This window comes from Neobacillus terrae (assembly GCF_011393025.1).
GTDB classification, from domain to species: Bacteria; Bacillota; Bacilli; order Bacillales; family Cytobacillaceae; genus Neobacillus_A; species Neobacillus_A terrae.
This window is the reverse complement of the sequence record NZ_JAAOEO010000004.1, coordinates 143,161-169,053: the sequence shown is the minus strand read 5'-3', so window position 1 is coordinate 169,053 and position 25,893 is coordinate 143,161. Positions and strand designations below refer to the sequence as shown.

Here is a 25,893-nt window from a genome sequence, read left to right as displayed (position 1 = left end):
CGATGCGGTGAAAGAGGTATAGCTTTATTTCATCAGGCTGGCAGCAACTTCCGGTATGAAAAGTCCCCCATGATACACGCTAAGAAATAGGCACATACTTGCCTATTCTTTATAAAGCGAGGGGGTGTTCGCTTGAAAAAATTAGTAACAATGTCAGCCGTTATTGCACTGTCAGCTGCTTTGGGTGGCTGTACGGGCAATGACAGACAGGGTGCTCAAAGTACAAATAGAAATAATGCAAGCCCAATGGGATATTATTCAAATGAAAACGATCAGAGCGGAAATGCAAGACTCCTGGACGAAAATGATGGGCCAATAACAGAAATGATGGACCACACGCTTGGAGGAGAAGGAAAACGGGCTCAGGAACAACAGCGAAGAATGCTGCAGGTAAGGGATGAGAATGGCAACCCGCCAAATCCTACTGTCCCTTTGGCTAAAAGCGACAAAAACTTTTATGAAAAAGATAATCAATTCAGCACAGGTGATACTAATTACCACGGACATCTGAACAACCATTTGCGAAAAGGCGGTTCGAATGCAGCGAATATTGAACGCGCGGCTGCCTCCGTTAGAAATGTAAGAGATGTCCATTCTGTTGCCTATGGAACTTCGGTTGTTATAACAGTTGACCTGAAGGATGAAAGTAAGGCTAAAGATACCAAGAAGAGAATACAAAAAGCAGTAAGGCCGTATATTGGCAAAAAGTCATGTACAATTATAACAGATGAAGGAACTTTTACACGAAACCGAAACAGGCATAATGATATACGTGAAGGCGGAGCCAGATAGTGCAGCATCATCAGACAAGGGCAAAGCGGGCTGCTTTGTCCTTTTGTCGTGTTTTTATGGTGCGTTCACTTCTTTGTGTTATTTCGCATTTTCATATAAGGATAAATCTAGTTAAAAAGGACAGAATAAAATTAAGGACAAATAAAAAGTCTTGCTCACCTTAACAGGTTTGGAGCCAGCCTATTTTACAATTTTTAAATATATATTAAACATTAAAACATGATTTTAGAACAAAAGAGGTGGCCATGGATGAGTGACAATTGGAGAGCAGCGATTAAGTCAGGTATTGGAGCAGCCGTAGTATTTTTTATCATACAATCGGGTTATGCCGGCACCGTTCATGGGCAAGTTGAAAAGGGACATCCATTAACTCAGGAAGTAGGCAAAAACCCTGGAAGGCTGACTGTCATCCTCGAAAGAGTCTATCTTGATGGAGAAATTAGTGAAGAAGTAGTGAAGGAAAAGGTATGGTCAATGGCGGACTTTTGGGCAAAATATGACCAATGGCAGCTTACAGACAGGGATGGCACCAAATTTGTTTTTACAAAGCAAGTTGATGATATTTCCCCATTGTTAAAGGTAAACGGATACTTTGGGATTAATAGAAAAGGGGTATTGACCATTTATTTCGGTAAACCCGATGAGTCAAAAATCATACAATCTTTTTTTCAAATTGATATGAAAAAGCTAGAGAGTACGAAGCAGGCGGAATTGCGGAAAGGGATACCGATAAAAACAAAAGACCGGTATGTTGAAGTGCTTGAAACCTTTAAAGCTTATTCTGTGAATGAAGGTAAGGAAGATAAGTAAGCAGTATAGGCTGCTAGTTGATAATACATTAAAAAAGGCAAAGCTGAAGATTCAGCCTTGCCTTTTTTTGCTTATTTTATTTTTCGTAACTAGTCACAACATAATTACCGTCTTTTTGTTCAACAGTATATGTACCATGATCAGTTGTTTTTAGAGTGCCTTTATTTGCATCTCCTTCAAATGTTACATCAGCCTGTTTAGTTTCAAGGAATGATGGATTAAAGAAAGGATCAGCCTTTACAATAATTTGGCCCTCTTTAGTTTTTTGTCCAGTTGTATAAGAAGCAACAATTTTCTTTGCAAGATCTTCGGAGTAATACTTGGATAAGAAAGATTGAGCAGCTGCTTCATCAGCAAAGCTTGCATTTAATACTGGAGTGGTACCATCTGCACCTACATCATGAGCATATACCTGGGCAACCTTCAATTCACCCATGCGGACTGCATTGTACATCTTCGCTTTTACTTCATCCGTTAAAGCATTTTTATCTTCTTTTTTCTCTGTTTTTTCTGCTGTTCCCTTGTCTGCTTTATCTTGTTTTGCAGAAGAGCAGCCTGCTACTGAAAAAATCAGTGTCAAAACAGCAAGAAGTGCTAATAATTTTTTCATTTTAAAACCCCCTTGGTCAGAATATTTGAACCTTTCCCATTATAAGGAATTAGTCATATGTTGGCAACTATTTTCTTAAACATAACAAAAAATGTATGATAAAATGAGGTACACAAAGAAGAGGAGAGAAATACGTTGTTTGAATTTATTAAAGGTACGGTTGACTATATCAGCCCGGAATACATAGTAGTTGAAAATAATGGGGTAGGTTTTCAAATCTCCACCCCGAATCCTTTCGTATACTCTGGCAAAGTTGGCAGCCAAATTACAATATATACGTTCCATTATGTCCGTGAAGATGCAATGGCATTGTTCGGATTTAACAGCAGAGAAGAAAAAACCTTGTTTACGAAACTTTTAAATGTGACAGGAATTGGTCCAAAGGGTGCTTTAGCTATTCTTGCTTCAGGCGAGCCGGAGCAGGTTGTACAGGCAATTGAAAATGAAGATGAGGCTTTTTTGGTGAAATTCCCGGGAGTGGGAAAAAAGACAGCAAGGCAAATGATTCTTGATTTGAAAGGCAAACTGCAAAATATTGTTCCTGACTTTTTCCCTAATTTATTTAATACTGAGGATAATAAATTTCAAAAGGCTGGTCAGCCTTCAGCCTTTGATGAAGCTGTTTTGGCTCTTCAGGCACTTGGCTATTCCGAGAAAGAAATCAAGAAAATATCGCCGGAATTGAGGAAGGAACAGCTGACAACGGACCAATATATTAAGAAAGCCTTACAGAGGCTTTTAAAATAAGGTGGTAAAAATGGAAGAACGTATAATTTCAAATGAAGCAGACGTTCAGGATATGTCATTTGAACAAAGCCTGCGGCCTCAAACTCTCAGACAATATATTGGGCAGGATAAGGTAAAGGAAAACCTAGGGATTTTCATTGAAGCAGCGAAACAGCGGCAGGAAACTCTCGACCATGTTCTTCTTTATGGGCCGCCGGGGCTTGGAAAAACAACGCTCGCTACTATTATTGCAAATGAGATGGGAGTCAATATCCGTACTACGTCTGGCCCGGCGATTGAACGGCCTGGGGACCTTGCAGCTATTCTTACAGCGCTTGAGCCGGGCGATATATTGTTTATCGATGAGATTCATAGGCTCCCAAGGTCAATTGAAGAAGTACTTTATCCTGCCATGGAGGACTTTTGTATTGATATTGTAATTGGAAAAGGTCCAGGGGCAAGATCAGTCCGCCTTGATTTGCCTCCATTCACGCTTGTTGGAGCAACCACACGGGCCGGGGCACTTTCGGCGCCATTACGGGACAGATTTGGAGTTTTAAGCAGGCTCGAGTATTATAAGGAAGAACAGTTACAAAGCATTGTTTCAAGAACCGCAGATCTGCTTGATACAACTATAGATCATGCAGCGGCAGGAGAAATTGCACGAAGATCAAGGGGGACCCCCAGGATTGCTAACCGGCTTCTTCGAAGGGTAAGAGATTATGCCCAGGTACGCGGGGATGGTACGGTGGATCTTTATTTTGCAAACGAGGCTCTCAAGCTTTTACAGGTTGACAGACGCGGCCTTGATCATATTGACCATAAATTGCTCCTAGGAATCATTGAAAAATTCAGGGGCGGGCCAGTAGGGCTAGAAACTATTGCTGCCACTATTGGAGAAGAAGCAGATACAATTGAGGATGTTTATGAGCCTTATTTGCTTCAGATTGGCTTTTTACAAAGAACTCCAAGAGGAAGAATTGTTACGGAGCAGGTATACCGCCATTTTCAAATTGAAATGCCTGCAGAATAACTCCCAGAGCAACAAAACTTAAAAATAGAAGGTGTCTTTTTATGAAAGTAGATTTATTTGATTTTTATTTGCCGGAAGAATTAATTGCACAGGTACCATTGGTTAATCGTACAGACAGCAGGCTAATGGTGCTTAATAAGCAGACAGGTGAAATAAAAAATGAAACTTTTCCAAATATCAAAACGTATTTAAATCCTGGGGACTGTCTTGTGTTAAATGATACAAGGGTTCTTCCTGCACGTTTATTTGGTGTAAAGGAAGATACAGGTGCAAATATTGAAGTTCTTCTTTTAAAGCAGCTCGAGGATGATTCCTGGGAAACACTAATCAAACCAGCCAAAAGAGTTAAAGAAGGCACCCGTATTAATTTTGGGGACGGAATTTTAACTGCTGTGTGTACGGGAACCTCTGAGCACGGAGGGAGAACATTAAAGTTCAGTTATGAAGGGATTTTCTATGAAATTCTAGAGCAGCTTGGTGAAATGCCGCTGCCTCCTTATATAAAAGAACAGCTTGATGACCGTGAACGATACCAGACTGTATACGCCAAGGAGCCGGGATCTGCGGCTGCGCCGACTGCAGGCCTTCATTTTACAGAGGAATTATTGGAAGAAATAAGGGAAATGGGGGTGCATGTAACCTTTATTACCCTTCATGTTGGGTTGGGAACGTTCAGGCCAGTGAACGTGGAGGATGTTCTCGAGCATGAAATGCACTCCGAATTTTATATGATGTCTGAAGGAACTGCCCGCCTCCTAAATGAGGTTAAAAGCCAGGGCGGTAAGATTGTTTCTGTGGGGACAACCTCAACAAGAACACTTGAAACCATTGCAACTCAGCATAATGGTGAGTTTAAAGAGGGCAGTGGCTGGACAGATATTTTTATTTATCCGGGCTATCAATTCAAAGCTATAGACGGAATGATAACGAATTTCCACCTGCCAAAATCAACATTAATCATGCTTGTCAGCGCATTGGCAGGCAGAGAGAATATACTGAATGCCTACAACACAGCTGTTAAGGAAAGATACCGCTTTTTTAGCTTTGGTGACGCAATGCTCATCATCTAACAGGCGAAGTCACCTGATACAATGGAAGGAGAAAGAGTTTTGACAGCCATTCGCTATGAATTAATTAAAACATGTAAACAGACAGGTGCCCGGCTGGGACGGGTTCATACTCCACATGGATCTTTTGAAACTCCTGTTTTTATGCCGGTGGGAACCCTGGCAACAGTTAAGACCATGTCACCCGAGGAGCTAAAACAGTTAGGTGCAAATATTATTTTGAGCAATACCTATCATCTATGGCTTCGCCCCGGGCACGAAATTGTAAAGGAAGCCGGCGGGCTCCATAAATTTATGAATTGGGATCGGGCCATTCTTACTGATTCAGGCGGTTTCCAGGTTTTTAGTTTGAGTGAATTCCGTAAAATTGAAGAGGAAGGCGTACATTTCCGCAATCATCTTAATGGCGATAAGTTATTCTTGTCTCCTGAAAAAGCAATGGAAATACAAAATGCTCTCGGATCAGATATAATGATGGCTTTTGATGAGTGTCCGCCATTTCCAGCTACATATGAATATATGCAGAAATCGGTTGAACGGACTTCACGTTGGGCAGAACGCTGCCTAAATGCCCATCAGCGTCCGAATGATCAGGGGCTATTTGGAATTGTTCAAGGTGGGGAGTTTGAGGAGCTGCGAAAGCAAAGCGCCAAGGATCTTGTTTCTCTTGATTTTCCAGGATACGCAGTTGGAGGTTTGTCAGTTGGCGAGCCCAAGGATGTTATGAACCGCGTTCTTGAATTTACAACGCCATTGCTTCCGAATAATAAGCCTAGATACCTTATGGGAGTTGGTTCACCAGACTCTCTAATTGACGGTGCCATTAGAGGAATTGATATGTTCGATTGCGTGCTGCCTACTAGGATTGCCCGGAATGGAACATTGATGACCAGTGAAGGAAGGCTTGTTGTAAAAAACGCCAAATTCGCGCGTGACTTCGGGCCACTGGATCCGAACTGTGACTGCTATACATGCCGAAATTACAGCAGGGCTTATATTCGTCACCTTATTCGCTGTGAAGAAACGTTTGGCATTCGCTTAACAACTTACCATAATCTTTATTTTCTGGTAAACTTAATGGAGCAGGTCAGACAGGCAATTAGGGAAGACCGGCTTGGTGATTTTAGAGAAGAATTTTTTGAACGTTACGGTTTCAATAAGCCTGACGCGAAAAACTTCTAATAGATATGATTTGATAGGAAGGAGGGACATGCAAGTTATGTTAACTACAGTAGGACCATTAATTTTAATGTTTGTTCTGTTTTATTTTCTGTTAATCCGTCCGCAGCAAAAGCGTCAAAAATCGGTTCAGAACATGCAGAGCGAGCTCAAAAAAGGTGACCGGATCGTTACGATTGGGGGCCTTCACGGTTTCGTAGATGCTATTGATGAAAGTACAGTTGTCATTAAATGTGGTGACGGCAGCCGTCTTACATATGACCGCTCTGCTATTCGTGAAGTAACAGCGCAAGCAGAAGACAAACTGGCAAAATAAGATAATGAAAAAGGAAGCCGACAAAGGCTTCCTTTTTCATTTTTTTTACTTCAGCAAATGTCGGCTATATTGCCTTTCTTGAATTAGAAGACATATTCACCCCAAGAATACCGCCCATCATGGCTATAAGGATATAGCAAACATGGTATACTACCTGTTCACCGGAAAATAAGCGGTCAAAGCCCAGCCATTGAAATAAAAAGACTAGTAAGGAATACACAAAGCCTGTAAGCCCCCCGAGAAGCCATCCTTTATGCTTTCCTTTCCCGCCAGATAAAAAGCCTCCTCCAAAAAGACCAATGAAAGACGCTGCAGTTATATAATACTGCAATGAAATTTCCCTTACAGAAGTAAATCTAAGAATCAATGAAAAAATAAGACTGCTTGCAACTGCAAAAACCAAGATAAAAATTAAGCCATACAAAAGAGAAGTCCCAATACTTTTTGATTCGATTTTCTTCCCCTCCCTACACATGCCAATAGGCTGACTTTCTGCCTGCCGGAGCTGACTAAAGAGTCGTCTGCAGCAAGATATCCCTAGTACAAGCATATTCCTGACTGTTAAAAATAGAATTAAAAAATGCATAGACAGCTTTTTTTGGAAGATAGTTCCGTACATAAAGTCCTGGCAAAGAGTTAATACTACACGTTGACTTAGTTAGGGGGAAATATAATTGGAAGAATACTTGGTAATTATTTCTCGTACAATTCTTTTTTATATTCTTATTTTAGTTATCTTCAGGTTTATGGGTAAAAGAGAAATCGGTGAGCTAAGCATTCTCGATCTTGTTGTATTTATCATGATTGCCGAAATGGCTGTAGTAGCAATCGAGGATTTAAAACTTCCCGTCATGCACACAGTCCTTCCTATGGTAACTTTAATGATAGTTCAGCTCACTCTTGCAATCATTTCCCTTAAAAGCAAAAGATTCAGGGATTTGATCGATGGAAGGCCTGCCATTATCATTAAAAATGGAAAGATTGACGAAGGCGAAATGAGAAAGCAGCGGTATAATTTCGATGACCTTCTTCTGCAACTAAGAGAAAAAAATATAAGAAGTATAGCAGACGTGGAGTTTGCCATTTTAGAGCCTTCTGGGAAGTTATCTGTTTTGGAAAAGGATGCGACTAAAAATGGTGATATGACCATTCCCCTAATTATAGATGGTGCTGTTCAGGAGGAAAACCTTAAAAGGATAGACAAGACCTATCTTTGGCTGCGACAGGAACTCAAGAAAAAAGGCTTTCCAGATGTAAAAAAAATATCGTTTTGCAGTTTCGAAAGCGGCCAGTTTTTTATAGACAAAATAGATGAAGATTAAAACGGCGCAGTTTGAGCTACTGCGCCATTTTTACATACTTTAAAAATTTCACCTATATATCCATCTGGAAAGGGGCTTGCCTACCCATGGAATGTAGCGGAGTTCCTCTTTGCTAATTAATCCAAAAAGCAATGTAAGGACTAAATAAATGGCGGACATGATAGCGGTGGAGGTTAAAACTCTTATGGCAAGCTTTTCTTCCAGCATGATCCCCCCAAAAATCAAATAGCCTGCCCAACCGGAGACCAACATTATTAGAAAGCATTTTAAATACTCCCAAACATAGAAGGAAAAGCTAATCTTTTTTAAGACAGTAGCAAAATGAAGTAGTGTTACAAGTACAAAACCAGTTATGATGCCTAATGCTGCCCCGTTGATTCCAAACGAGGGCTGGGAGGCAAGCAGAAAAATGACTGCTGTTTTTACAACCGCCCCAATGAGGCTGTTTATCATTGCTGCCCTTGCTAAGTTAAGTGCCTGGAGAACAGCCTGCAGCGGTCCCTGGTAATAATAAAGCAAAAAGAATGGTGCCATAAGCCGGATAAAATGGGCACCGCTTGTGGAGCCGTACATGAGTTTCATTAAAGGGTCTGCTAAAACATAAAGTACGATGACTGCAAGTCCTCCGGTTAAAAAAGAAAATTTGAGTGCCTGCTGGAGTCTGTATTCTATCAGCTTACTATTATTCTGTGTATTGGCTTCACTGATGGCAGGAACAAGTGATGTTGATAATGAATTTGTGACGAATGATGGCAAAAATAGAAGGGGCAGTGCAAATCCCGTTAGCGCACCATATTGCCTCGTTGCAGCAGCTGCTGCAATACCTGCCAGACCAAGGCTGTGTGAGACTACAATTGGCTCAAAAAACCAGGCAATTGAACCAATCATTCTGCTTCCGGTAGTTGGAAGAGCAATATTCATTAAATCCCCAAAGGTGGTTCTGCCAGTTTTTACAAAATTGAAGAAGTCCTTCCTGAGTTTGAAGCGTTTTTTTAATTTGAAAGTAGTCATTAAATAGATAAGGGAAACTATTTCGCCAATAACAGATGAAAACATGGCCGCAGCGGCAGCATATTCTACTCCATAAGGAAGGAAAGTCTTTGTAAGCAAGGCTATAAGTGCTATACGAACAACTTGTTCCAGTATTTGCGAGTTCGCAGCTGGCCTCATATTCTGCCTTCCCTGGAAATAGCCCCTTAAGACAGACGAAACGGCTATGACCGGGACGACCGGTGCTATAGCCATTAAAGGATAATAAGTCCTCGGGTCTGTAAAAAGAGTTTTGGAAAGAATTGGCGCAAGAAGAAGAAGTGCCGGAGTAAAAATAAGTGATAAACCGATTGTAGTAGCAAGGGATACAACCAAAATACGTTTTATCTCCGCATAATCTCCTCTTGACTCCGCCTCAGCAACATTTTTTGATATGGCAACAGGCAGGCCCAACTGAGTAATTGTAATAACAAGTATAAAAGTAGGAAAGGCCATCATATATAAACCTACACCTTCTTCGCCAATAAACCTGGCGATAACGATGCGGTTAATGAATCCCAGCACCCTTGTAATCAAACCTGCGATAAGCAGGATGATTGTCCCCTTTAAAAATTTTGACATTCCTTTTCCCACCTTCTCAAAATAGTGGATTTCATATACAATTAACTATATGCACAGAGGTGGACAAAGCATGACAAGGAGGATTATTTTTTAAACGATCATTAGAAAAACTTGGCATCCGCCAAGTCCTTTTAGCGGATGCCCTAGTTTTTCTTATGCGTTCAGGATTTATGGATATAAATTCTGATTAGCTAAAAAAGGGAACAATGGCGGGAGGCTGTTAATATGGGAATTGGCCATATGTATGATTATTATCGAAATCAGATCAAACCTGCTTTAGAAAGCAAGCTGGAGGAATTTCGTCTGCTTGGATATGAAACCGTTACCGAGGACGAGCTATGGAATTTTCTAATCAGGAAAAGATGGAAGAAACCAGAAGAGGACAAAAAATTGTACGAAATTGTTCAAGATATCCTTGCTGTTAAAGTCAGTGATTATATGGGCTTTGCTGCCATTGAGGCTTATAAAAATCCTGAGTTTTCCCTCAAAGATGAACGGGACTGGAAAGAACTCCTTAAATAAACTCTCCAAATTTCTATTTTTTGGGAAATTGACAGCTTTACCATCTTATTTCATAATAAAAACAATGACTTTTTTAGCATCTTCAGAAAAGTGACCGTGCTTTGCTCAAGCTTAAGGAGGAACTACATATAATGGTAAAACGCAGTAGAATTATCGCTTTCCTGCTGGTCGTCCTGTTAATTGGAAGTACCATGGGAGCAACTACCAAGAACATTCTAAACAATATTAAGCTCGGATTGGATCTTCAGGGTGGATTTGAAGTCCTGTATCAGGTTAAGCCAGCCAAAAAGGGACAAGTTATTGATACCGAAGCATTAAAAAGTACTGCTGAAGCGCTTGACCGAAGGATTAACGTCCTCGGTGTCAGTGAGCCGAGTATCCAAATTGAAGGCAAGGATCGTATTCGAGTCCAGCTTGCAGGAGTAGAGGATCAAAACGAAGCCCGCAAAATATTATCTACACAGGCCAATTTGACTTTCCGTGATGCCAATGACCGCCCGATGATGGACGGAACAGACCTGGCCCAAAACGGTGCAAAACAGACCTTTGATGAAAACGGAAAACCAAGCGTTTCCTTAAAATTGAAAAGTGCTGATAAGTTCCGAAAAGTAACCCAGGAAATCGTGAATATGACTCCAAATAACTTTCTTGTTATTTGGCTCGACTATAAAAAAGGTCAATCCTTTAAAAATGAAGTAGGCAAGGAAAAACCAAAATACCTGTCTGCTCCAACTGTTAAACAAGTATTCAACCAGGATACCGTTTCAATTGTCGGCAGCTTTACAGCTAAAGAAGCCCAGACACTTGCAAACCTTTTAAATGCAGGTGCTCTTCCTGTTCAGCTCAAGGAAATTTACTCAACGTCTGTTGGTGCTAAATTTGGTACACAGGCAATGCATGATACCGTTATTGCAGGTATTATCGGTGTTATCCTGATTTATGCTTTTATGATTTTCTATTACCGCTTCCCAGGATTAATTGCAACTATTTCTCTAAGTATTTATATCTTCTTGGTACTTTTAATCTTTGACTGGATGAACGGTGTACTGACCCTGCCGGGTATAGCTGCGATTATACTGGGGATTGGTATGGCGGTAGACGCTAACATTATAACGTATGAACGAATTAAAGAAGAAATTAAAGTTGGTAAGAGCATTAAGTCTGCCTTCATTGCCGGGGAAAAAAATGCTTTTACATCCATACTCGATTCCAATTTGACAACTATTTTAACTGCAAGTGTATTATTCTTTTATGGGACAAGTTCTGTAAAAGGTTTTGCAACTATGCTTATTTTGAGTGTTGCCATGAGTTTCCTTACAGCTGTTTACGGCTCTCGGTTCTTACTGGGTTTATGGGTAAACAGCCGTCTATTTGATAAAAGACCAGGCTGGTTTGGTGTTAAAGAATCGGAAGTTCACACACTTTCGGAACATTTTGATACTCTTGATCTGCCAACAAGATTTGACCATGTGGATTTTGTTAAAAAGAGAAAACTCTTTTTCGGTATTTCGGGAACTTTGATCGTACTTGGCTTGATTATGTTGCTCATTTTCCGTTTAAATCTTGCTATTGACTTTACGAGTGGTACACGAGTTGAAGTTCAGTCAAAAACGCCTCTTACTACAGAAAACTTAAAAAGTGCTTTTGAAAGGCATCATATGAAGACGGATGATATTGTTATTTCAGGTAAAAATAATAATATTGGTGCAGCACGCTTTATCGGTGTCTTGAAGAAAAATGAGATTGCACAATTGAAATCCGACTTTACAAAAAAATTCGGAGTGGAACCAAGTGTAAGTACAGTTTCACCAACAGTAGGTAAAGAACTGGCAAAGAATGCAGTTATGTCACTCTTGATTGCATCTATTGGAATCATCATTTTCGTTTCCTTTAGATTTGAAATGTATATGGCCCTTGCTGCAATTGCAGCCATGCTCCATGATGCATTCTTTATGGTCGCTTTTTTCAGTGTTACCAGATTAGAAGTAGATTTGAATTTTATTGCAGCCGTGTTGACCATTGTTGGTTACTCAATTCATGATACGATTGTTACATTTGACCGTATACGTGAAAATATGCATAAGAAAAAGCGTCTAAAAACATTCCAGGATATCGTAGATATAGTAAATACAAGTATCCGTCAAACGATGACGCGGTCCCTAAACACTGTTTTAACAGTATTGGTTACCGTCGTGGCTCTCATGATATTCGGCAGCCATGCTATCAATAACTTTTCGATTGCTTTGCTTGTCGGTCTTTTAGTTGGAGTATATTCCTCGGTATTTATCGCTTCTTCTTTATGGGTTGTTCTAAAAGCAAGAGAGCTAAAAAAGAAAGGCGTTATCAAAACTGAAAAAAGAAAGAAAGTATATTCCGATCAGCCACAAGTATAATTTTTAAAGAGGTTGTCCTAATGGGCAGCCTCTTTTTATAGGAGTTTTAAACATCCGAAGAGGTAATTCCGGGAAAACCAAACCATTTTGATTTTTTTTGTAAAAATTTTACCAAACAAGGTTTTTAAAATATGAAGAGCTTTTAAAACAAACAAAATGGGTGTCACCTAAAATGAGCTTTTTACAATGTGGAATACCTTCCTCCAAAAAGAAATAGCATGGAATAACCATTTTTCTTTCATTGAAAGCAGAATCTGCCTCCTGTATAATAAGAAAGGCTGAGGGGTGAACGTATGTTAAAGTCGAAGACAAGATGGATTGTTCGCCAATCCGATCGACAGAAGATTAAAGAGCTGGAAAATGAATTAAAAATTACGCCGATTGTGGCATCTATGCTTGTAAATCGTGGATTAGATACCGTCGATGCGGCACGGTATTTTTTATTTGCCCAGAACGATTTTCATGATCCATTTTTATTGAAGGATATGGACATCGCCGTCTCCAGAATTAAGGCAGCCATTGAAAAGCGGGAACAGATTCTTGTTTATGGGGACTATGATGCAGACGGTGTAAGCAGCACTTCAGTTTTAATGCTCACACTTCGTGACTTGGGTGCGGATGTGCAATATTACATACCCAACCGTTTTACTGAAGGTTACGGTCCGAATGAAGCGGCATTCCGCCATGCTGCTGAAATGGGAATTAATTTAATTATTACTGTTGATACTGGGATAGCAGCCCTTCATGAAGCTGCTGTTGCAAAAGACCTTGGAATAGATTTAATCATAACAGACCACCATGAACCAGGACCGGAATTGCCTGAAGCGCTTGCCATTATTCATCCTAAATTGGAGGACAGTCCTTATCCATTTAGGGAACTCGCTGGCGTAGGTGTAGCTTTTAAGCTGGCCCATGCTTTATATGGCATTGTACCAGAACATTTACTGGAAATTGCTGTTATCGGTACCATTGCTGATCTTGTTTCACTAACAGGAGAAAATCGACTAATTGCAAAAAAAGGCCTTGATAAGCTGAAATTCACACAGAATATTGGATTAAAGGCTATTTTTAAGCTTGCGGGAGTTGAACCTGTTTCTATAAACGAAGAAACCATTGGGTTTACACTCGCCCCAAGGATCAATGCAGTGGGCAGGCTTGGAACGGCGGACTTAGCGGTGGATTTATTGCTTACAGATGACCCTGATGAGGCTGAATCCCTAGCTGAGGAAATGGATGCCTTAAACAAGGAAAGACAGAGAATTGTAAATAAAATTACTGAGGAAGCAATCGAGGAAGTAGAAAAGCGTTTTCCGCCGGAATCCAACAAAGTACTTGTAATCGGAAGGGAAGGCTGGAATGCTGGTGTGATCGGTATTGTAGCTTCCAGGCTTGTTGAAAAGTTTTACCGGCCGACAATAGTCCTTAGTTTTGATTCTGAAAAAGGGCTGGCAAAAGGATCGGCGAGAAGTATTAAAGGCTTTGATTTGTTTAAAAATCTATCAACCTGCCGGGACATATTGCCGCACTTTGGAGGACATCCGATGGCTGCTGGTATGACTCTGAAGCTTGAGGATGTTGCTGATCTTAGGTCTCGATTGAATGCACTTGCCGAGAGTGAGTTGACTGAGGACGACTTTATCCCTGTTACAATGCTTGACAGAGAAGTCGATTTGCAGGAAATCAACATGCATGCACTGGAGGAAATGAATCTTCTTTCACCATTTGGGGTCGATAATCCAAAGCCCAAAATTCTCCTGGATAAGGTTGGGATTGGGTCTCTTAAAAAAATTGGAAGCGAACAGAACCATTTGAAAATCCTCCTTGCAAGAGAGGGAGCTTCACTGGATGGAATTGGTTTTGGTCTTGGTCCTCTTGCTGACCATATCTCTCCCGCATCCCATGTTTCCATTATCGGTGAGTTATCCATTAATGAGTGGAATAATATCCGAAAGCCTCAAATTTTTGTACAGGATATTGCTGTTAATGACTGGCAGCTTTTTGATTTTCGTGGGATGAAGAGGCTAAATAAACTGGAAGAAGTCCTTCCTTTGGAAGACCGCAAATCTGTGATTTTTGATTCTTCTCTATATAAGAAGTTGTCAGGTGCACTTAATGGCGATGTTATTTACATTGAAAATGCCGATAAAGCAGAAGCTGAAGATATAACAAACTCTTATCTTGCGCTGGTGGACATGCCTCCTTCTAAAGATATTTTAGAAAAACTGTTAAAGGGCAAAAAGCCTTCAAGAATATATGCCATGTTTTATAAAGAAACTAGTGATTTTTTTAGTACTTTGCCTACCCGGGAGCATTTCAAGTGGTTTTATGGTTTCTTATTGAAGAATGGCTCTTTTGATTTAAAACACAAGGGAGACGACCTGGCAAAATTCCGGGGATGGTCCCGTGAGACAATTGATTTTATGTCACAGGTGTTTTTTGAACTTGATTTTGTTACAATAAACAATGGATTTATTACATTAAAACAGCAAACGCAGAAGCGTGACTTAACCGACTCCATTACATTCCAATCTAAACAGGCACAATTTAAACTGGAAAATGAATTGCTTTATTCTTCTTTCCAGCAATTAAAGGGCTGGTTTGACCAAGTAATTCAAGAGTCGGCTGAAGTTGAGGAGGTAGTAAAAGAATGGATTTAAAACAATTCGTTACAATCGTACCCGACTGGCCAAAACCAGGCATCAAATTTAAAGATATTACCACTTTAATGGATAATGGCGAAGCATATAGATATGCAACTGACCAGATTGTTGAGTATGCAAAAGAAAAGGAAATTGACCTTGTTGTTGGACCAGAAGCACGCGGATTTATTATTGGCTGTCCAGTAGCATACTCTATGGGAGTTGGCTTTGCACCTGTACGTAAGGAAGGAAAGCTCCCGCGCGAGACTGTGAAAGTTTCTTATGGACTTGAATATGGCAAAGATGTTTTAACTATTCATCGAGATGCTATTAGACCTGGCCAGCGAGTTTTGATTACAGATGACCTGCTTGCAACGGGCGGAACAATAGAGGCAACCATTAAGCTTGTTGAAGAGCTTGGCGGTGTAGTTGCCGGTATTGCATTCTTAATCGAGCTTTCTTACTTAAACGGAAGAGACAAGCTTAAGGATTATGATATCATGACATTAATGGAATTTTAATAAGTAAAGCGAAACACCCCTATTAAAAAGGGGCTCGTTTCTAAGTTTCATTTATTATTCCATCGCATGAAAAAAGGAGCACTTTCAGACAGGTGCTCCTTTCGTTTATATCATTTTAGGCGAATTTCGACATTTTTTTCGTTAATCCTGGAAAAAACATTGGCAATCCCTTTACATCTTGACTGTTTTTTTCGATAATAGTAACAATCATTGTATTTTTAAATGTACCCGACCGGGTAACAAGTTAATAGGGAATGACATTTAATAGATAACAAATTCGGAATTATTTATTTTTGGGACGTAAACCTGACGCTTTGGGCCTTTCCTTTGGCGGACAGTAATGATTGGGAAAATGATATGAAGCAAAGGTGATTTTAATGGCGAATGATCAGGTGTTGACCGCCGAGCAAGTCATCGACAAAACCAAGGCCTATCTCAATGACGAAAATGTGGCCATGGTGAAAAAAGCATACGAGTTTGCCAGCCACGCCCATCGTGAGCAATATAGAAAATCGGGTGAACCTTATATCATCCATCTAATTCAGGTTGCCGGAATTCTGGCTGACCTTGAAATGGACCCAGCTACAGTAGCTGCCGGTTTTCTGCATGATGTGGTCGAGGATACACAAATTTCATTAAAGGATATTGAGGTAGCCTTTAACGAAGAAGTGGCCATGCTTGTCGACGGAGTAACCAAATTAGGAAAAATTAAATATAAATCTCATGAAGAGCAGCAAGCCGAGAATCACAGAAAAATGTTTGTTGCAATGGCACAGGATATCCGTGTCATTTTGATCAAGCTGGCAGACCGCCTTCATAATATGAGGACTCTTAAGCATCTTCCTCTTGAGAAACAACGCAGAATTTCCAATGAAACTTTAGAAATTTTTGCACCACTTGCCCACAGGCTGGGTATTTCTAAAATTAAGTGGGAATTGGAAGACACAGCGCTAAGGTATCTAAATCCACAGCAGTACTACCGGATTGTGAACCTGATGAAAAAGAAACGTGCAGAACGTGAGCAATATCTCGATGATGTTATTGATGAAGTAAAGGGCAGGCTTCAGGAAGTATCAATTAAAGCAGATCTTTCTGGAAGACCTAAGCATATCTACAGTATTTACCGTAAAATGGTCCTTCAAAATAAGCAATTTAGTGAAATCTATGATTTGCTTGCAGTAAGGATTGTAGTAAACAGCATTAAGGATTGCTATGCGGTACTCGGTATTATTCATACCTGCTGGAAGCCGATGCCTGGCCGGTTTAAGGATTATATTGCCATGCCTAAGCCCAATATGTATCAATCGCTTCATACTACGGTCATTGGCCCCAAAGGAGATCCTCTGGAGGTACAAATTCGTACAATAGAAATGCACAGAATCGCTGAATTCGGGGTTGCTGCCCACTGGGCATATAAAGAGGGCAAAGAAATTAGTGACAGTTCTACATTTGAGCAGAAATTAACCTGGTTCAGGGAAATTCTTGATTTCCAAAACGATACAGCAAATGCTGAAGAGTTTATGGAATCACTAAAAATAGACCTATTCTCTGATATGGTTTTCGTATTTACTCCAAAGGGTGATGTCATTGAACTGCCGTCCGGTTCTGTACCTATTGATTTTGCTTATCGTATCCATTCAGAAATTGGCAATAAAACAATAGGCGCAAAAGTGAACGGGAAAATGGTAACTCTTGATTACAAGCTGAAGACAGGGGATATAGTAGAGATTTTAACCTCCAAGCATTCATATGGACCAAGCCAGGACTGGTTGAAGCTTGCCCAAACGTCTCAGGCCAAAAATAAAATCCGCCAATTTTTCAAGAAGCAAAGACGTGATGAAAACCTCGAAAAGGGTAAAGAGCTTGTTGAAAAGGAAATCCGCGCAATGGAATTTGAGTTAAAAGAAATCATAACTCCTGAGAATCTTAAGCGTGTAGCGGAAAAATTTAATTTTACTAACGAAGAAGATATGTATGCGGCTGTCGGCTACAACGGAATAACGGCTCTGCAGGTAGCAAATAGGCTTACAGAGAAGTGGCGCAAAAAACGTGACCAGGAACAGGAAGCTAATATTTCAAAGGCTGTAACGGATCTTAAGCCATCATTTACAGTTGTTAAAAAGCGGGAATCGGGAGTTCGCGTTGCGGGTATTGATAATCTACTTATCCGTCTTTCAAAATGCTGCAACCCGGTTCCGGGTGACGAAATTGTTGGGTTTATCACAAAAGGAAGAGGCGTCTCCGTCCACCGCGCTGATTGCCCGAATATTGATTCGAATGATGTGCAGTCCAGGCTGATTCCTGTTGAATGGGAAACATCACTTAACGACCGTAAGGAGTATAACGTTGATATTGAAATCAGCGGATATGACCGTCGCGGGCTGCTGAATGAAGTCCTTCAGGCAGTAAATGAAACAAAAACGAATATTACTGCTGTTACAGGAAAATCTGACAGAAATAAAATGGCCACGATTATTATGTCAATCGCCATTCAAAATGTAAATCATCTGCAGCGAGTGGTAGACCGTATTAAACAAATTCCAGATATTTATTCAGTCCGCAGGATTATGAACTAAGGGGTTAAAAAAATGAAAGTTGTTGTACAGCGGAGCAAGAAGGCCAGTGTTACTGTAGAAGGGGAAATAACCGGCCAAATTGAAAAAGGACTGGTTTTATTAGTAGGAGTAACACATGCTGACGGAGAAGAAGATGCTTCATTTCTTGCCGATAAAATCGCTAATCTGCGTATCTTCGAAGATGAATCTGGAAAAATGAATTACTCACTGCTTGAAGCTGGAGGGGACATTCTTTCCATTTCCCAGTTCACATTGTATGGTGACTGCCGCAAGGGAAGGCGTCCCAATTTCATGAATGCTGCACGGCCTGAAGTGGCGGAAGGATTATATGAGTCCTTTAATGAACGTCTTCGTGAAAAAGGTCTGAACGTACAGACTGGGCGTTTTGGAGCTATGATGGATGTTTCCCTGATTAATGACGGGCCTGTGACGCTCATAGTTGATAGTAAAGCCTAATTCGCTATATAGTTAAGATCAAAAAATCCATGCATGAAAATGCATGGATTTTTTCTGCTTTCACATTTTAGTTTTCCTTAAAGTATCTTGCCAAGCCATTATAAATTCCGGAAGAAGCGGATTCCTGGAACTGTACCGAGTTGGCGAGCATCTCATCTTCCGGGTTACTCAGATATCCCAGTTCAAGAAGAGTCGATACGCGCTTATTTTCACGCAAAACATGATAATCCCCGAACCTTACTCCCCGTTCTTTTAATCCGGTCTTCTCTTCAACCCCTGAATAAAGATAGGAAGCCAGCGGTTTTTGATAGTCATGATAATAGTAACCTGTCATGCCACGTGCATTTCTGCTCATATTGCTGTCAAAATGAATACTGACGAAAGCATCTGCACCCTGGTAATGAGAAACGCTAACCCTGGAACGAAGAGATATATATGTATCATTTCTGCGTGTCATAATGACATTGGCTCCTGCGGCTTTTAACTTATCATATAAAAGGCTGGCTGTTCTTAATGTTACGTTTTTTTCGAGTGTTCCATTTGCCCCAATTGTTCCGCCATCCTCACCGCCATGGCCTGGATCAAGAACAATAATTTTATTTTTTAAATGTACCTCTGCACCAGCTTTTTCAATCCTCGGTGCAGAACCGCTTACTGAGACCATCCATCCGGCAATATAAGCGCTTGTCCCATTTTTAAGGGAAATTCCATACCAGCTTCCTTTAATGCTTTTAACAGGGAAAACATTCCCCGCATTTGCTCTCACTATTACATCAGATTGCAAGTCAGGGGCTTTACGAATATTGGTTCCATTTTGCAGGACAGTAATAGTGCTTTCCTTGACAGTTTGTCCTGTCTGGGTGCCATCACCAGCGGAAGACTTATCCAAATACCAGCCTGCAATCCACCCAAAATTCCCTTTTTTATATTCGATTTTTGCCCAGTTATTTAACTCTTCAAGGATTGAAAATTTCTCCCCTTTAGTTACTGTACCTACTATTCCTGCATTAACGGCTGAACTCTGTCTCACATATAAGCTCGTGGCTGTTACAGTTCCTATAATCCCGCCTGCAGGCTGATTGTTGGTGGAATTCCCTGAATCGGAATTTGATGTTTTGATGAACTCAGAAGTTACCCAGCCCCTTTTTCCTGAAAAATTGATCTCCAGCCAGCTTTTTTGACTTGATAAGATCTTTACCTCTGTTCCATTCAAAAGCTTTCCAATAATCTCCCCGTCTAACGAAGGAGTATTTCTGATATTTAGGGAATCAGCAATAACTTTGCCGGTCTCGCTTGTACTGTTGCCAGGTTTAGTTGCCTCTTTCGATAAAGGACTTAGAAATTCCCTGGATACCCATCCTGAGCCAAAGGAACCAGAGATTTTGTTCCAGCTTGCATTGGTTTCAAGTATGGTTACCTTTTCGCCCTTGTCCAAGTAGTCAGTAATTTGAAAGCTTGTACCAGGACCTTTTCTTACCCTAAGCCCATTTGTATTTACCTCTGCATAAGAACCCGAAGAAGAGTTCGAGAAAGAAGGTTGAGGCTGCTGGCTTTTTGATGCAAACCAGTTGGCAACCCAGCCTTTTCTTCCGTAACCAAGATCAATTTTATACCATTGGCCTTCTTCTTTAATGAGAGTAAACTGGTCACCAATCTTAACCTGTTTAACAACAGGATAGCTAAGGCCGGGGCCTCCCCGAACGTTTAAATTGTCGGCAGTAATCCTAATTGAACTTTTTGCTGCGATTATCTTCTGCTCAGGAAAAATAATGGCTGAGAACAAAGCAGCCGAAATAAGTACTATTGCAAGTTTCTTAAGCATGTGCCCCTCCTTATTGTGCCTGTTTTTTTATTTTAACGAAAAACAGCACGGAATTCATTCCTTTTTTGTTAATTTCGGCCATTCCTTTTTTAAAAATAAGCTGGTTAAAGTATATTGTTGATTTTCCACTATGTTGATTGGAGCGGAATCCGCGAGACTCCTCGAAAATGCATTCGCATTTCCTTCGTGCGTGGGCGGATTCCATGATGCAAATTCAATGTCCAGCGGGAAAAGCGGATCAGGGGCCCCGGAGGCGCAGAGCGCCGAGGAGGCTCCCGGATCGCCCGCGGAAAGCAAGCGCTGTGAGTGAAAATCAACAATCAATTTTAACGGAGCCTAAAAATAAAATCTTTCTTGTTTTGATATTTTTTTCAAAGTGCTGGTAACACTAAGAAAGAAACTAAGATGGACGGCAGGTGATGGAAATGAGGGCAAGTGAAAAAGGATTTCATGCACAAACAGGGGAAGGCCGGCTTTTTGGGGTCGATTTCCACGATTTTATCCAAAGGGAACAGTCATCTGGCACAATTGAACTTGCGTCGGAATTCGGCCTTACCATCCGCGATGTTCGGAGGCTTAAAAAACAATTAGAAAGATCGTAAAGAATTGCTCTTGACAATTGAATTGCCGCTACGTATGATTATATAAATAAAATGAACTGAAATAAAAACAACCATTGATGGAGCACAGTAGTTAAGAATCACATGACCAGAGAGGAAATGCCAAGGCTGAAAGCATTTCTGCATGCTGACTTAATGAACGAACACTCCGTAGGCTTCTATCTGAAACGGATTCCGGATTAGGATAGAACGTGAACAGGCGTTAACTGTATTCGAGCGGGAGGCATTATATGTCTTCAACTAGGGTGGCACCACGGGAACTTCAAACTCTCGTCCCTTGTATTACACAAGGGATGGGAGTTTTTTTATTTGTCCCGAAAGTTTGCCAGCCCTTTTTTTTATATGTACATAATAAAAAAACGTTTTTAGAGGAGGAATTCGCTTTGTCAATTAATATTCCTAGAGGGACCCAGGATATCCTGCCTGGAGAAGTGGAAAAGTGGCAATTAATTGAGCGGAAAGCTCGTGAGTTATGTGAACGATATCAGTATCATGAAATCCGCACACCTATATTCGAACATACAGAACTATTCCACCGGGGGGTTGGAGATACAACTGACATCGTCCAGAAAGAAATGTATACCTTTAAGGACAGAGGAGGGCGTGATCTTACTCTAAGGCCTGAGGGAACAGCATCCGCTGTACGTGCTTATGTAGAAAAAAAGATGTTTGGTTTGGCAAACCAGCCTGTAAAGCTTTATTATATGGGGCCAATGTTCCGATATGAACGGCCGCAGGCAGGAAGATTCCGCCAGTTCGTACAGTTCGGAATTGAAGCACTCGGAAGCAGTGACCCTGCAATTGATGCGGAAGTCATTTCTCTGGCTATGAATCTTTATAAAGAGCTTGGTCTTAAAAAGCTTCGGCTGGTGATTAACAGTCTTGGAGATAAGGAAAGCCGGAATGCCCACCGGGAAGCATTGATTGAACACTTTAAGCCAAGAATCGGGGAGTTTTGTTCAGACTGTCAGACAAGACTAGAAAAAAATCCTTTAAGAATTCTTGATTGTAAACAGGATCGTGAACATCCTTTAATGAAAACAACACCAGCAATCACTGATTTCTTAAATAATAATTCCAGAGAATACTTTGAAAAACTTCAAAAATATTTAAATCTGCTTGATATTCCATTTGTCGTCGATCCTAATCTTGTAAGAGGGCTGGATTACTACAACCATACGGCTTTTGAGATTATGAGTGAAGCAGAGGGCTTTGGTGCCATTACCACTCTTTGTGGCGGCGGAAGATATAATGGTCTGGCTGAGGATATAGGTGGACCGGAAACACCGGGAATCGGTTTTGCCCTAAGTATTGAACGCTTTATCGCGGCTCTTGATGCAGAGGGAATTGAGTTGAATCTTAATGAGGGAATAGATTGTTATCTAGTTTCCCTTGGTGAAGAGGCAAAAGAATATACTGTCGGTTTACTCCAGCAATTACGGCAGGCTGGATTTTCAGCTGAACGTGATTATCTGGACAGAAAAATTAAAGGACAATTCAAAGCTGCTGACCGGATTAAAGCAAAGTTTGTGGCTGTTCTAGGTGATGACGAACTGAAAAATGAAGTCATTAATTTAAAGGACATGACATCTGGTGAACAAAAAGAAATCAAGCTTGATTCATTTATTAAAGTATTTCAGGAATTGCAAGATAGAGGGGGATTATGATGTTTGGGAGAACTTATTTTTGCGGAGAAGTAACGGAAAAAGCAATTGGTGAAAAGGTTACCTTAAAGGGATGGGTACAAAAACGCCGTGACCTTGGCGGGTTGATTTTTATTGATCTCCGCGACAGGACTGGTATTGTTCAAGTAGTATTTAATCCCGATACATCAAAAGAAGCGCTTGCGGCTGCTGAAAAAATCAGAAATGAATATGTACTTGATATAGAAGGTACTGTTATAGAAAGAGCAGAAGGAACAATCAATAATAATCTAAAAACAGGCAGAATTGAAGTGCAGGCTGAAAAGGTCTCCATTATAAATGAAGCTAAAACTCCTCCTTTTGTTATTTCTGACAAAACAGAGGCCTCAGAAGACGTTAGATTGAAATATCGTTATCTGGATTTCCGACGCCCTGTTATTTTTGAAACCCTAAAGATGCGTCACAAAACAACAAAATCTATCAGAGACTTTTTGGACAGCGAAGGATTTCTTGATATTGAAACACCTATTTTAACGAAGAGTACCCCAGAGGGGGCAAGGGATTATCTTGTACCTAGCCGTGTACATCCCGGTGAATTTTATGCCCTTCCGCAATCTCCACAGCTGTTTAAGCAGCTTCTGATGGTTGGAGGAGTAGAGCGTTACTATCAGATAGCCCGCTGTTTCAGAGATGAGGACCTTCGTGCCGACAGGCAGCCGGAATTTACTCAGATTGATATCGAAACCAGCTTTTTGAGCCAGGAAGACATCATTACCATGATGGAGAGAATGATGGGCAAAGTCATGAAAGAGGTTAAGGGAATTGAATTGGATGCCGCATTCCCTCGAATGACATATGATGAAGCAATGTCCCGTTACGGATCCGATAAGCCGGATACACGTTTTGGCTTGGAACTAGTAGATTTATCTGAGTCAGTTAAATCTTCTGGCTTTAAGGTTTTTGCTGATACTGTTTCCAATGGAGGACAGGTAAAAGCTATTAATGTTAGCGGAGCAGCTGAAAAGTACTCCCGTAAAGATATTGACGCTTTAACAGAGTTTGTTAAAGTTTATGGAGCAAAAGGTCTTGCCTGGCTTAAGGTTGAAGAAGATGTACTTAAAGGGCCGATTGCAAAGTTCTTTTCAGAGGAAGAAGGACAATCTCTTCAAGCAGTATTGGAGGCAGAAGCTGGTGACTTGCTGCTGTTTGTAGCAGATAAGAAAAGCGTCGTTGCTGACTCCCTTGGCGCATTAAGGGTTAAGCTCGGCAAGGAGCTTGGATTAATCGACCAGAGCTTGTTTAACTTCTTGTGGGTTACGGATTGGCCACTATTGGAGTATTCCGAGGAAGACGGTCGATACTATGCCGCCCACCATCCTTTTACAATGCCGTTTAGAGAAGACTTAGAACTGCTGGACAGTGACCCAGGTAACGTAAGAGCTCAGGCATATGACCTTGTGCTGAACGGCTACGAGCTTGGCGGCGGATCTTTGCGGATATTTGAAAGGCATATACAGGAAAAAATGTTTAGTGTACTAGGCTTTTCTCCTGAGGAAGCTAAGGAACAGTTTGGTTTCCTTCTTGAAGCTTTTGAATACGGAACACCTCCGCATGGCGGGATTGCACTAGGTCTTGACCGTCTGGTAATGCTTCTTGCAGGGAGCTCAAATCTCAGAGATACTATTGCATTCCCTAAAACTGCAAGTGCAAGCGACCTATTAACAAGTGCTCCAAGTCCGGTAAGTGAATTACAGTTAAAAGATCTAAATTTGTCGCTAAATGTTAGAAAAAGTAAATAATTTCCTATAGGCTCTTCCTTGAAAGGGCACCCAAATCTGTGGTAAGATTAAATCAATTAAAAGAGTCCTGAAGTGTTCGTTGATTTACCTAAAGTTTTGACCAACAGTATTTATCCGGGAGTCCGGAGTTCTCCATCTGCGCACATGCCTCCTTCACGAGGACTTGCAAGGAATGGAGACAGGAAACCCACCTGCTGAGTGCGGGATCAAAACTAGGGCAGTCTCGCAACGGCACAATCGGGGCTCTTTCCATTTGTTAACTAAAACCTCTGAGAATCAGAGGTTTTTTTTAAAAAATATTTAGCTCATTACATAAACCCCCGATAAATGAAAAACAAAACTCGATAGTCCTCCCGTACAAAAGTCTTTCATCGAGGCTGTGAAGGACGAAAATTGGTTGGACTATCATAAAAGGGTCTTTTCATCTTTTTAATATAATTAATCCCATAGATTTGCTTGTTTTTATTTAGAGGTATGATATATTCTTTTACGGGTAAAAGATAATAAAATATGATAATGGAATTTTAAAATGGAGTGAACAATATGCTGCATCAATTTTCCCGTAATGAATTAGCAATTGGTAAGGAAGGCCTTGAAATATTAAAAAACAGCACTGTTGCTGTACTTGGAATAGGGGGAGTTGGCTCATTTGCTGCTGAGGCTCTGGCCAGGTCCGGTGTAGGCCGTTTGATTCTGATTGATAAGGACGTCGTTGATATTACAAATGTAAACCGCCAAGTTATTGCGCTTTTATCGACGGTTGGAAAGCCAAAGGCTGATCTGATGAAGGAGCGCATAGCTGATATTAATCCAGAATGTGATGTTATAGCTCTTAAGATGTTTTATACAGAAGAAACGTATGAGCAGGTATTTAGCTACAATCTGGACTTTGTGATTGATGCTTCAGATACGATTGTTTACAAAATTCACCTTATGAAAGAATGTTTAAAAAGAAATATCCCGATTATCTCCAGCATGGGAGCTGCCAATAAAATGGATCCGACAAGATTTCAAATTGCCGATATTTCCAAAACACATACGGATCCCATTGCAAAAGTAATCAGAACAAAGCTTCGTAAGGAAGGAATTAGAAAAGGAATTCCAGTAGTTTTTTCAGATGAAAGCCCAATTGTCATTCGTGAAGATATCCGCAAAGTAGTGGGGAATGATGAGGCTGAAATCCGTAAGGCTCAAATGCCGCCATCATCTAACGCTTTTGTACCTTCAGTTGCGGGTTTAATCATGGCGAGTTATACAGTACAAGAATTGCTTGGGTCCATTGATATTAAACGTGTTTCAGATAAATAGGGTAAACTGCACTCTCTTTTAAAAAGGGAGTGTTTTTTCTTCTTTTGGCCCTGTTACACAATGCTTGATCGCAATCATCTGTGGCACCCCTTGAAAATGCATTCGTATTTCCTTCGTACGGTCCTTCA

General features: G+C 40.7%; 22 protein-coding genes, 1 other RNA gene and 1 other annotated feature. Of the genes, 19 read left to right on the top strand and 4 right to left on the bottom strand.

From position 1 onward, the window contains the following. Positions 1 to 132: 132 nt before the first annotated feature. The gene (locus tag G8761_RS07495; RefSeq protein WP_243449933.1) at positions 133 to 792 is read left to right on the top strand and encodes a YhcN/YlaJ family sporulation lipoprotein; all 660 of its coding nucleotides are present in this window, start codon (positions 133 to 135) and stop codon (positions 790 to 792) included. Between the two features lie 249 nt (positions 793 to 1,041). Next, positions 1,042 to 1,602: an intercompartmental signaling factor BofC gene (locus G8761_RS07490; protein ID WP_166025199.1), complete on the top strand. Its 561-nt coding sequence runs from the start codon at positions 1,042 to 1,044 to the stop codon at positions 1,600 to 1,602. A gap of 76 nt (positions 1,603 to 1,678) precedes the next feature. Here the strand turns inward: G8761_RS07490 and G8761_RS07485 are convergent, their stop codons facing one another. Beyond that, positions 1,679 to 2,212: an endonuclease gene (locus G8761_RS07485; RefSeq protein WP_166025197.1), complete on the bottom strand. Its 534-nt coding sequence runs from the start codon at positions 2,210 to 2,212 to the stop codon at positions 1,679 to 1,681. Positions 2,213 to 2,347: 135 nt separating this feature from the next. On the opposite strand from G8761_RS07485, the gene ruvA reads away from it, so the two are divergent. The 5 genes from ruvA to yajC are packed head-to-tail and all read left to right on the top strand — an operon-like array spanning position 2,348 to position 6,533. Beyond that, positions 2,348 to 2,959 (top strand): Holliday junction branch migration protein RuvA, encoded by a 612-nt coding sequence (gene ruvA / locus G8761_RS07480; RefSeq protein ID WP_166025196.1) that lies wholly within the window; start codon positions 2,348 to 2,350, stop codon positions 2,957 to 2,959. A 10-nt stretch (positions 2,960 to 2,969) separates the two neighbouring features. After that, positions 2,970 to 3,971 carry a Holliday junction branch migration DNA helicase RuvB gene (ruvB, locus tag G8761_RS07475; RefSeq protein ID WP_166025194.1) on the top strand — a complete coding sequence of 334 codons (1,002 nt, stop codon included), beginning with the start codon at positions 2,970 to 2,972 and terminating at the stop codon, positions 3,969 to 3,971. A 41-nt stretch (positions 3,972 to 4,012) separates the two neighbouring features. Next, a complete protein-coding gene (gene queA / locus G8761_RS07470; protein ID WP_166025193.1) occupies positions 4,013 to 5,041 on the top strand; it encodes a tRNA preQ1(34) S-adenosylmethionine ribosyltransferase-isomerase QueA in 1,029 nt (342 codons plus the stop codon). Positions 5,042 to 5,080: 39 nt separating this feature from the next. After that, positions 5,081 to 6,220 (top strand): tRNA guanosine(34) transglycosylase Tgt, encoded by a 1,140-nt coding sequence (gene tgt, locus G8761_RS07465; protein ID WP_166025191.1) that lies wholly within the window; start codon positions 5,081 to 5,083, stop codon positions 6,218 to 6,220. 37 nt (positions 6,221 to 6,257) lie between these two features. Further along, positions 6,258 to 6,533: a preprotein translocase subunit YajC gene (gene yajC, locus G8761_RS07460; RefSeq protein WP_420800233.1), complete on the top strand. Its 276-nt coding sequence runs from the start codon at positions 6,258 to 6,260 to the stop codon at positions 6,531 to 6,533. Between the two features lie 64 nt (positions 6,534 to 6,597). Here yajC and G8761_RS07455 read toward each other — a convergent pair whose 3' ends face one another. Then, complete coding sequence (locus tag G8761_RS07455; RefSeq protein WP_166025525.1) at positions 6,598 to 7,008, bottom strand: TIGR04086 family membrane protein; 411 nt, start codon at positions 7,006 to 7,008, stop codon at positions 6,598 to 6,600. Between the two features lie 199 nt (positions 7,009 to 7,207). Between G8761_RS07455 and G8761_RS07450 the strand changes: the two genes are divergently transcribed. Beyond that, positions 7,208 to 7,855, top strand: coding sequence for a DUF421 domain-containing protein (locus tag G8761_RS07450; RefSeq protein WP_166025187.1), 648 nt, complete (start codon positions 7,208 to 7,210; stop codon positions 7,853 to 7,855). Between the two features lie 48 nt (positions 7,856 to 7,903). Here G8761_RS07450 and spoVB read toward each other — a convergent pair whose 3' ends face one another. After that, positions 7,904 to 9,466 (bottom strand): stage V sporulation protein B, encoded by a 1,563-nt coding sequence (gene spoVB / locus G8761_RS07445; protein WP_166025185.1) that lies wholly within the window; start codon positions 9,464 to 9,466, stop codon positions 7,904 to 7,906. Positions 9,467 to 9,691: 225 nt separating this feature from the next. Here spoVB and G8761_RS07440 point away from each other — a divergent pair, with 225 nt between their 5' ends. The 6 genes from G8761_RS07440 to dtd all read left to right on the top strand — a co-directional run bounded on the left by G8761_RS07440 (position 9,692) and on the right by dtd (position 18,573). Continuing rightward, a complete protein-coding gene (locus G8761_RS07440; RefSeq protein WP_166025183.1) occupies positions 9,692 to 9,988 on the top strand; it encodes a post-transcriptional regulator in 297 nt (98 codons plus the stop codon). Positions 9,989 to 10,119: 131 nt separating this feature from the next. Continuing rightward, a complete protein-coding gene (gene secDF / locus G8761_RS07435; protein ID WP_166025180.1) occupies positions 10,120 to 12,381 on the top strand; it encodes a protein translocase subunit SecDF in 2,262 nt (753 codons plus the stop codon). 293 nt (positions 12,382 to 12,674) lie between these two features. Next, the gene (gene recJ / locus G8761_RS07430; protein ID WP_166025179.1) at positions 12,675 to 15,038 is read left to right on the top strand and encodes a single-stranded-DNA-specific exonuclease RecJ; all 2,364 of its coding nucleotides are present in this window, start codon (positions 12,675 to 12,677) and stop codon (positions 15,036 to 15,038) included. Further along, positions 15,029 to 15,541 (top strand): adenine phosphoribosyltransferase, encoded by a 513-nt coding sequence (locus G8761_RS07425; RefSeq protein ID WP_166025177.1) that lies wholly within the window; start codon positions 15,029 to 15,031, stop codon positions 15,539 to 15,541. Before recJ ends, G8761_RS07425 begins: the two co-directional genes overlap by 10 nt. A gap of 377 nt (positions 15,542 to 15,918) precedes the next feature. Continuing rightward, entirely contained in the window at positions 15,919 to 18,117 is a 2,199-nt protein-coding gene (locus G8761_RS07420) for a RelA/SpoT family protein (RefSeq protein WP_166025175.1), read from the top strand. A 12-nt stretch (positions 18,118 to 18,129) separates the two neighbouring features. Further along, a complete protein-coding gene (dtd, locus tag G8761_RS07415) occupies positions 18,130 to 18,573 on the top strand; it encodes a D-aminoacyl-tRNA deacylase (RefSeq protein ID WP_166025173.1) in 444 nt (147 codons plus the stop codon). Between the two features lie 67 nt (positions 18,574 to 18,640). On the opposite strand, the gene G8761_RS07410 is transcribed toward dtd, so the two are convergent. After that, positions 18,641 to 20,395 (bottom strand): N-acetylmuramoyl-L-alanine amidase family protein, encoded by a 1,755-nt coding sequence (locus G8761_RS07410; protein ID WP_166025171.1) that lies wholly within the window; start codon positions 20,393 to 20,395, stop codon positions 18,641 to 18,643. Between the two features lie 425 nt (positions 20,396 to 20,820). On the opposite strand from G8761_RS07410, the gene G8761_RS07405 reads away from it, so the two are divergent. The 5 genes from G8761_RS07405 (at position 20,821) to G8761_RS07385 (ending at position 25,765) form a co-directional block, all read left to right on the top strand. Then, positions 20,821 to 20,997, top strand: coding sequence for a hypothetical protein (locus G8761_RS07405; RefSeq protein ID WP_166025169.1), 177 nt, complete (start codon positions 20,821 to 20,823; stop codon positions 20,995 to 20,997). A 65-nt stretch (positions 20,998 to 21,062) separates the two neighbouring features. Further along, positions 21,063 to 21,296: a binding site (T-box leader), on the top strand. Between the two features lie 102 nt (positions 21,297 to 21,398). Continuing rightward, on the top strand, positions 21,399 to 22,682 hold the full coding sequence (gene hisS / locus G8761_RS07400; protein WP_166025167.1) for a histidine--tRNA ligase: 1,284 nt from the start codon (positions 21,399 to 21,401) through the stop codon (positions 22,680 to 22,682). Further along, a complete protein-coding gene (aspS, locus tag G8761_RS07395; protein WP_166025165.1) occupies positions 22,682 to 24,457 on the top strand; it encodes an aspartate--tRNA ligase in 1,776 nt (591 codons plus the stop codon). The genes hisS and aspS overlap by 1 nt, the downstream gene beginning before the upstream one ends. Positions 24,458 to 24,518: 61 nt before the next feature. Further along, positions 24,519 to 24,705: non-coding RNA, 6S RNA (gene ssrS / locus G8761_RS07390), on the top strand. A gap of 295 nt (positions 24,706 to 25,000) precedes the next feature. Then, complete coding sequence (locus G8761_RS07385; RefSeq protein WP_166025163.1) at positions 25,001 to 25,765, top strand: tRNA threonylcarbamoyladenosine dehydratase; 765 nt, start codon at positions 25,001 to 25,003, stop codon at positions 25,763 to 25,765. The last annotated feature ends 128 nt before the right edge of the window (positions 25,766 to 25,893 follow it).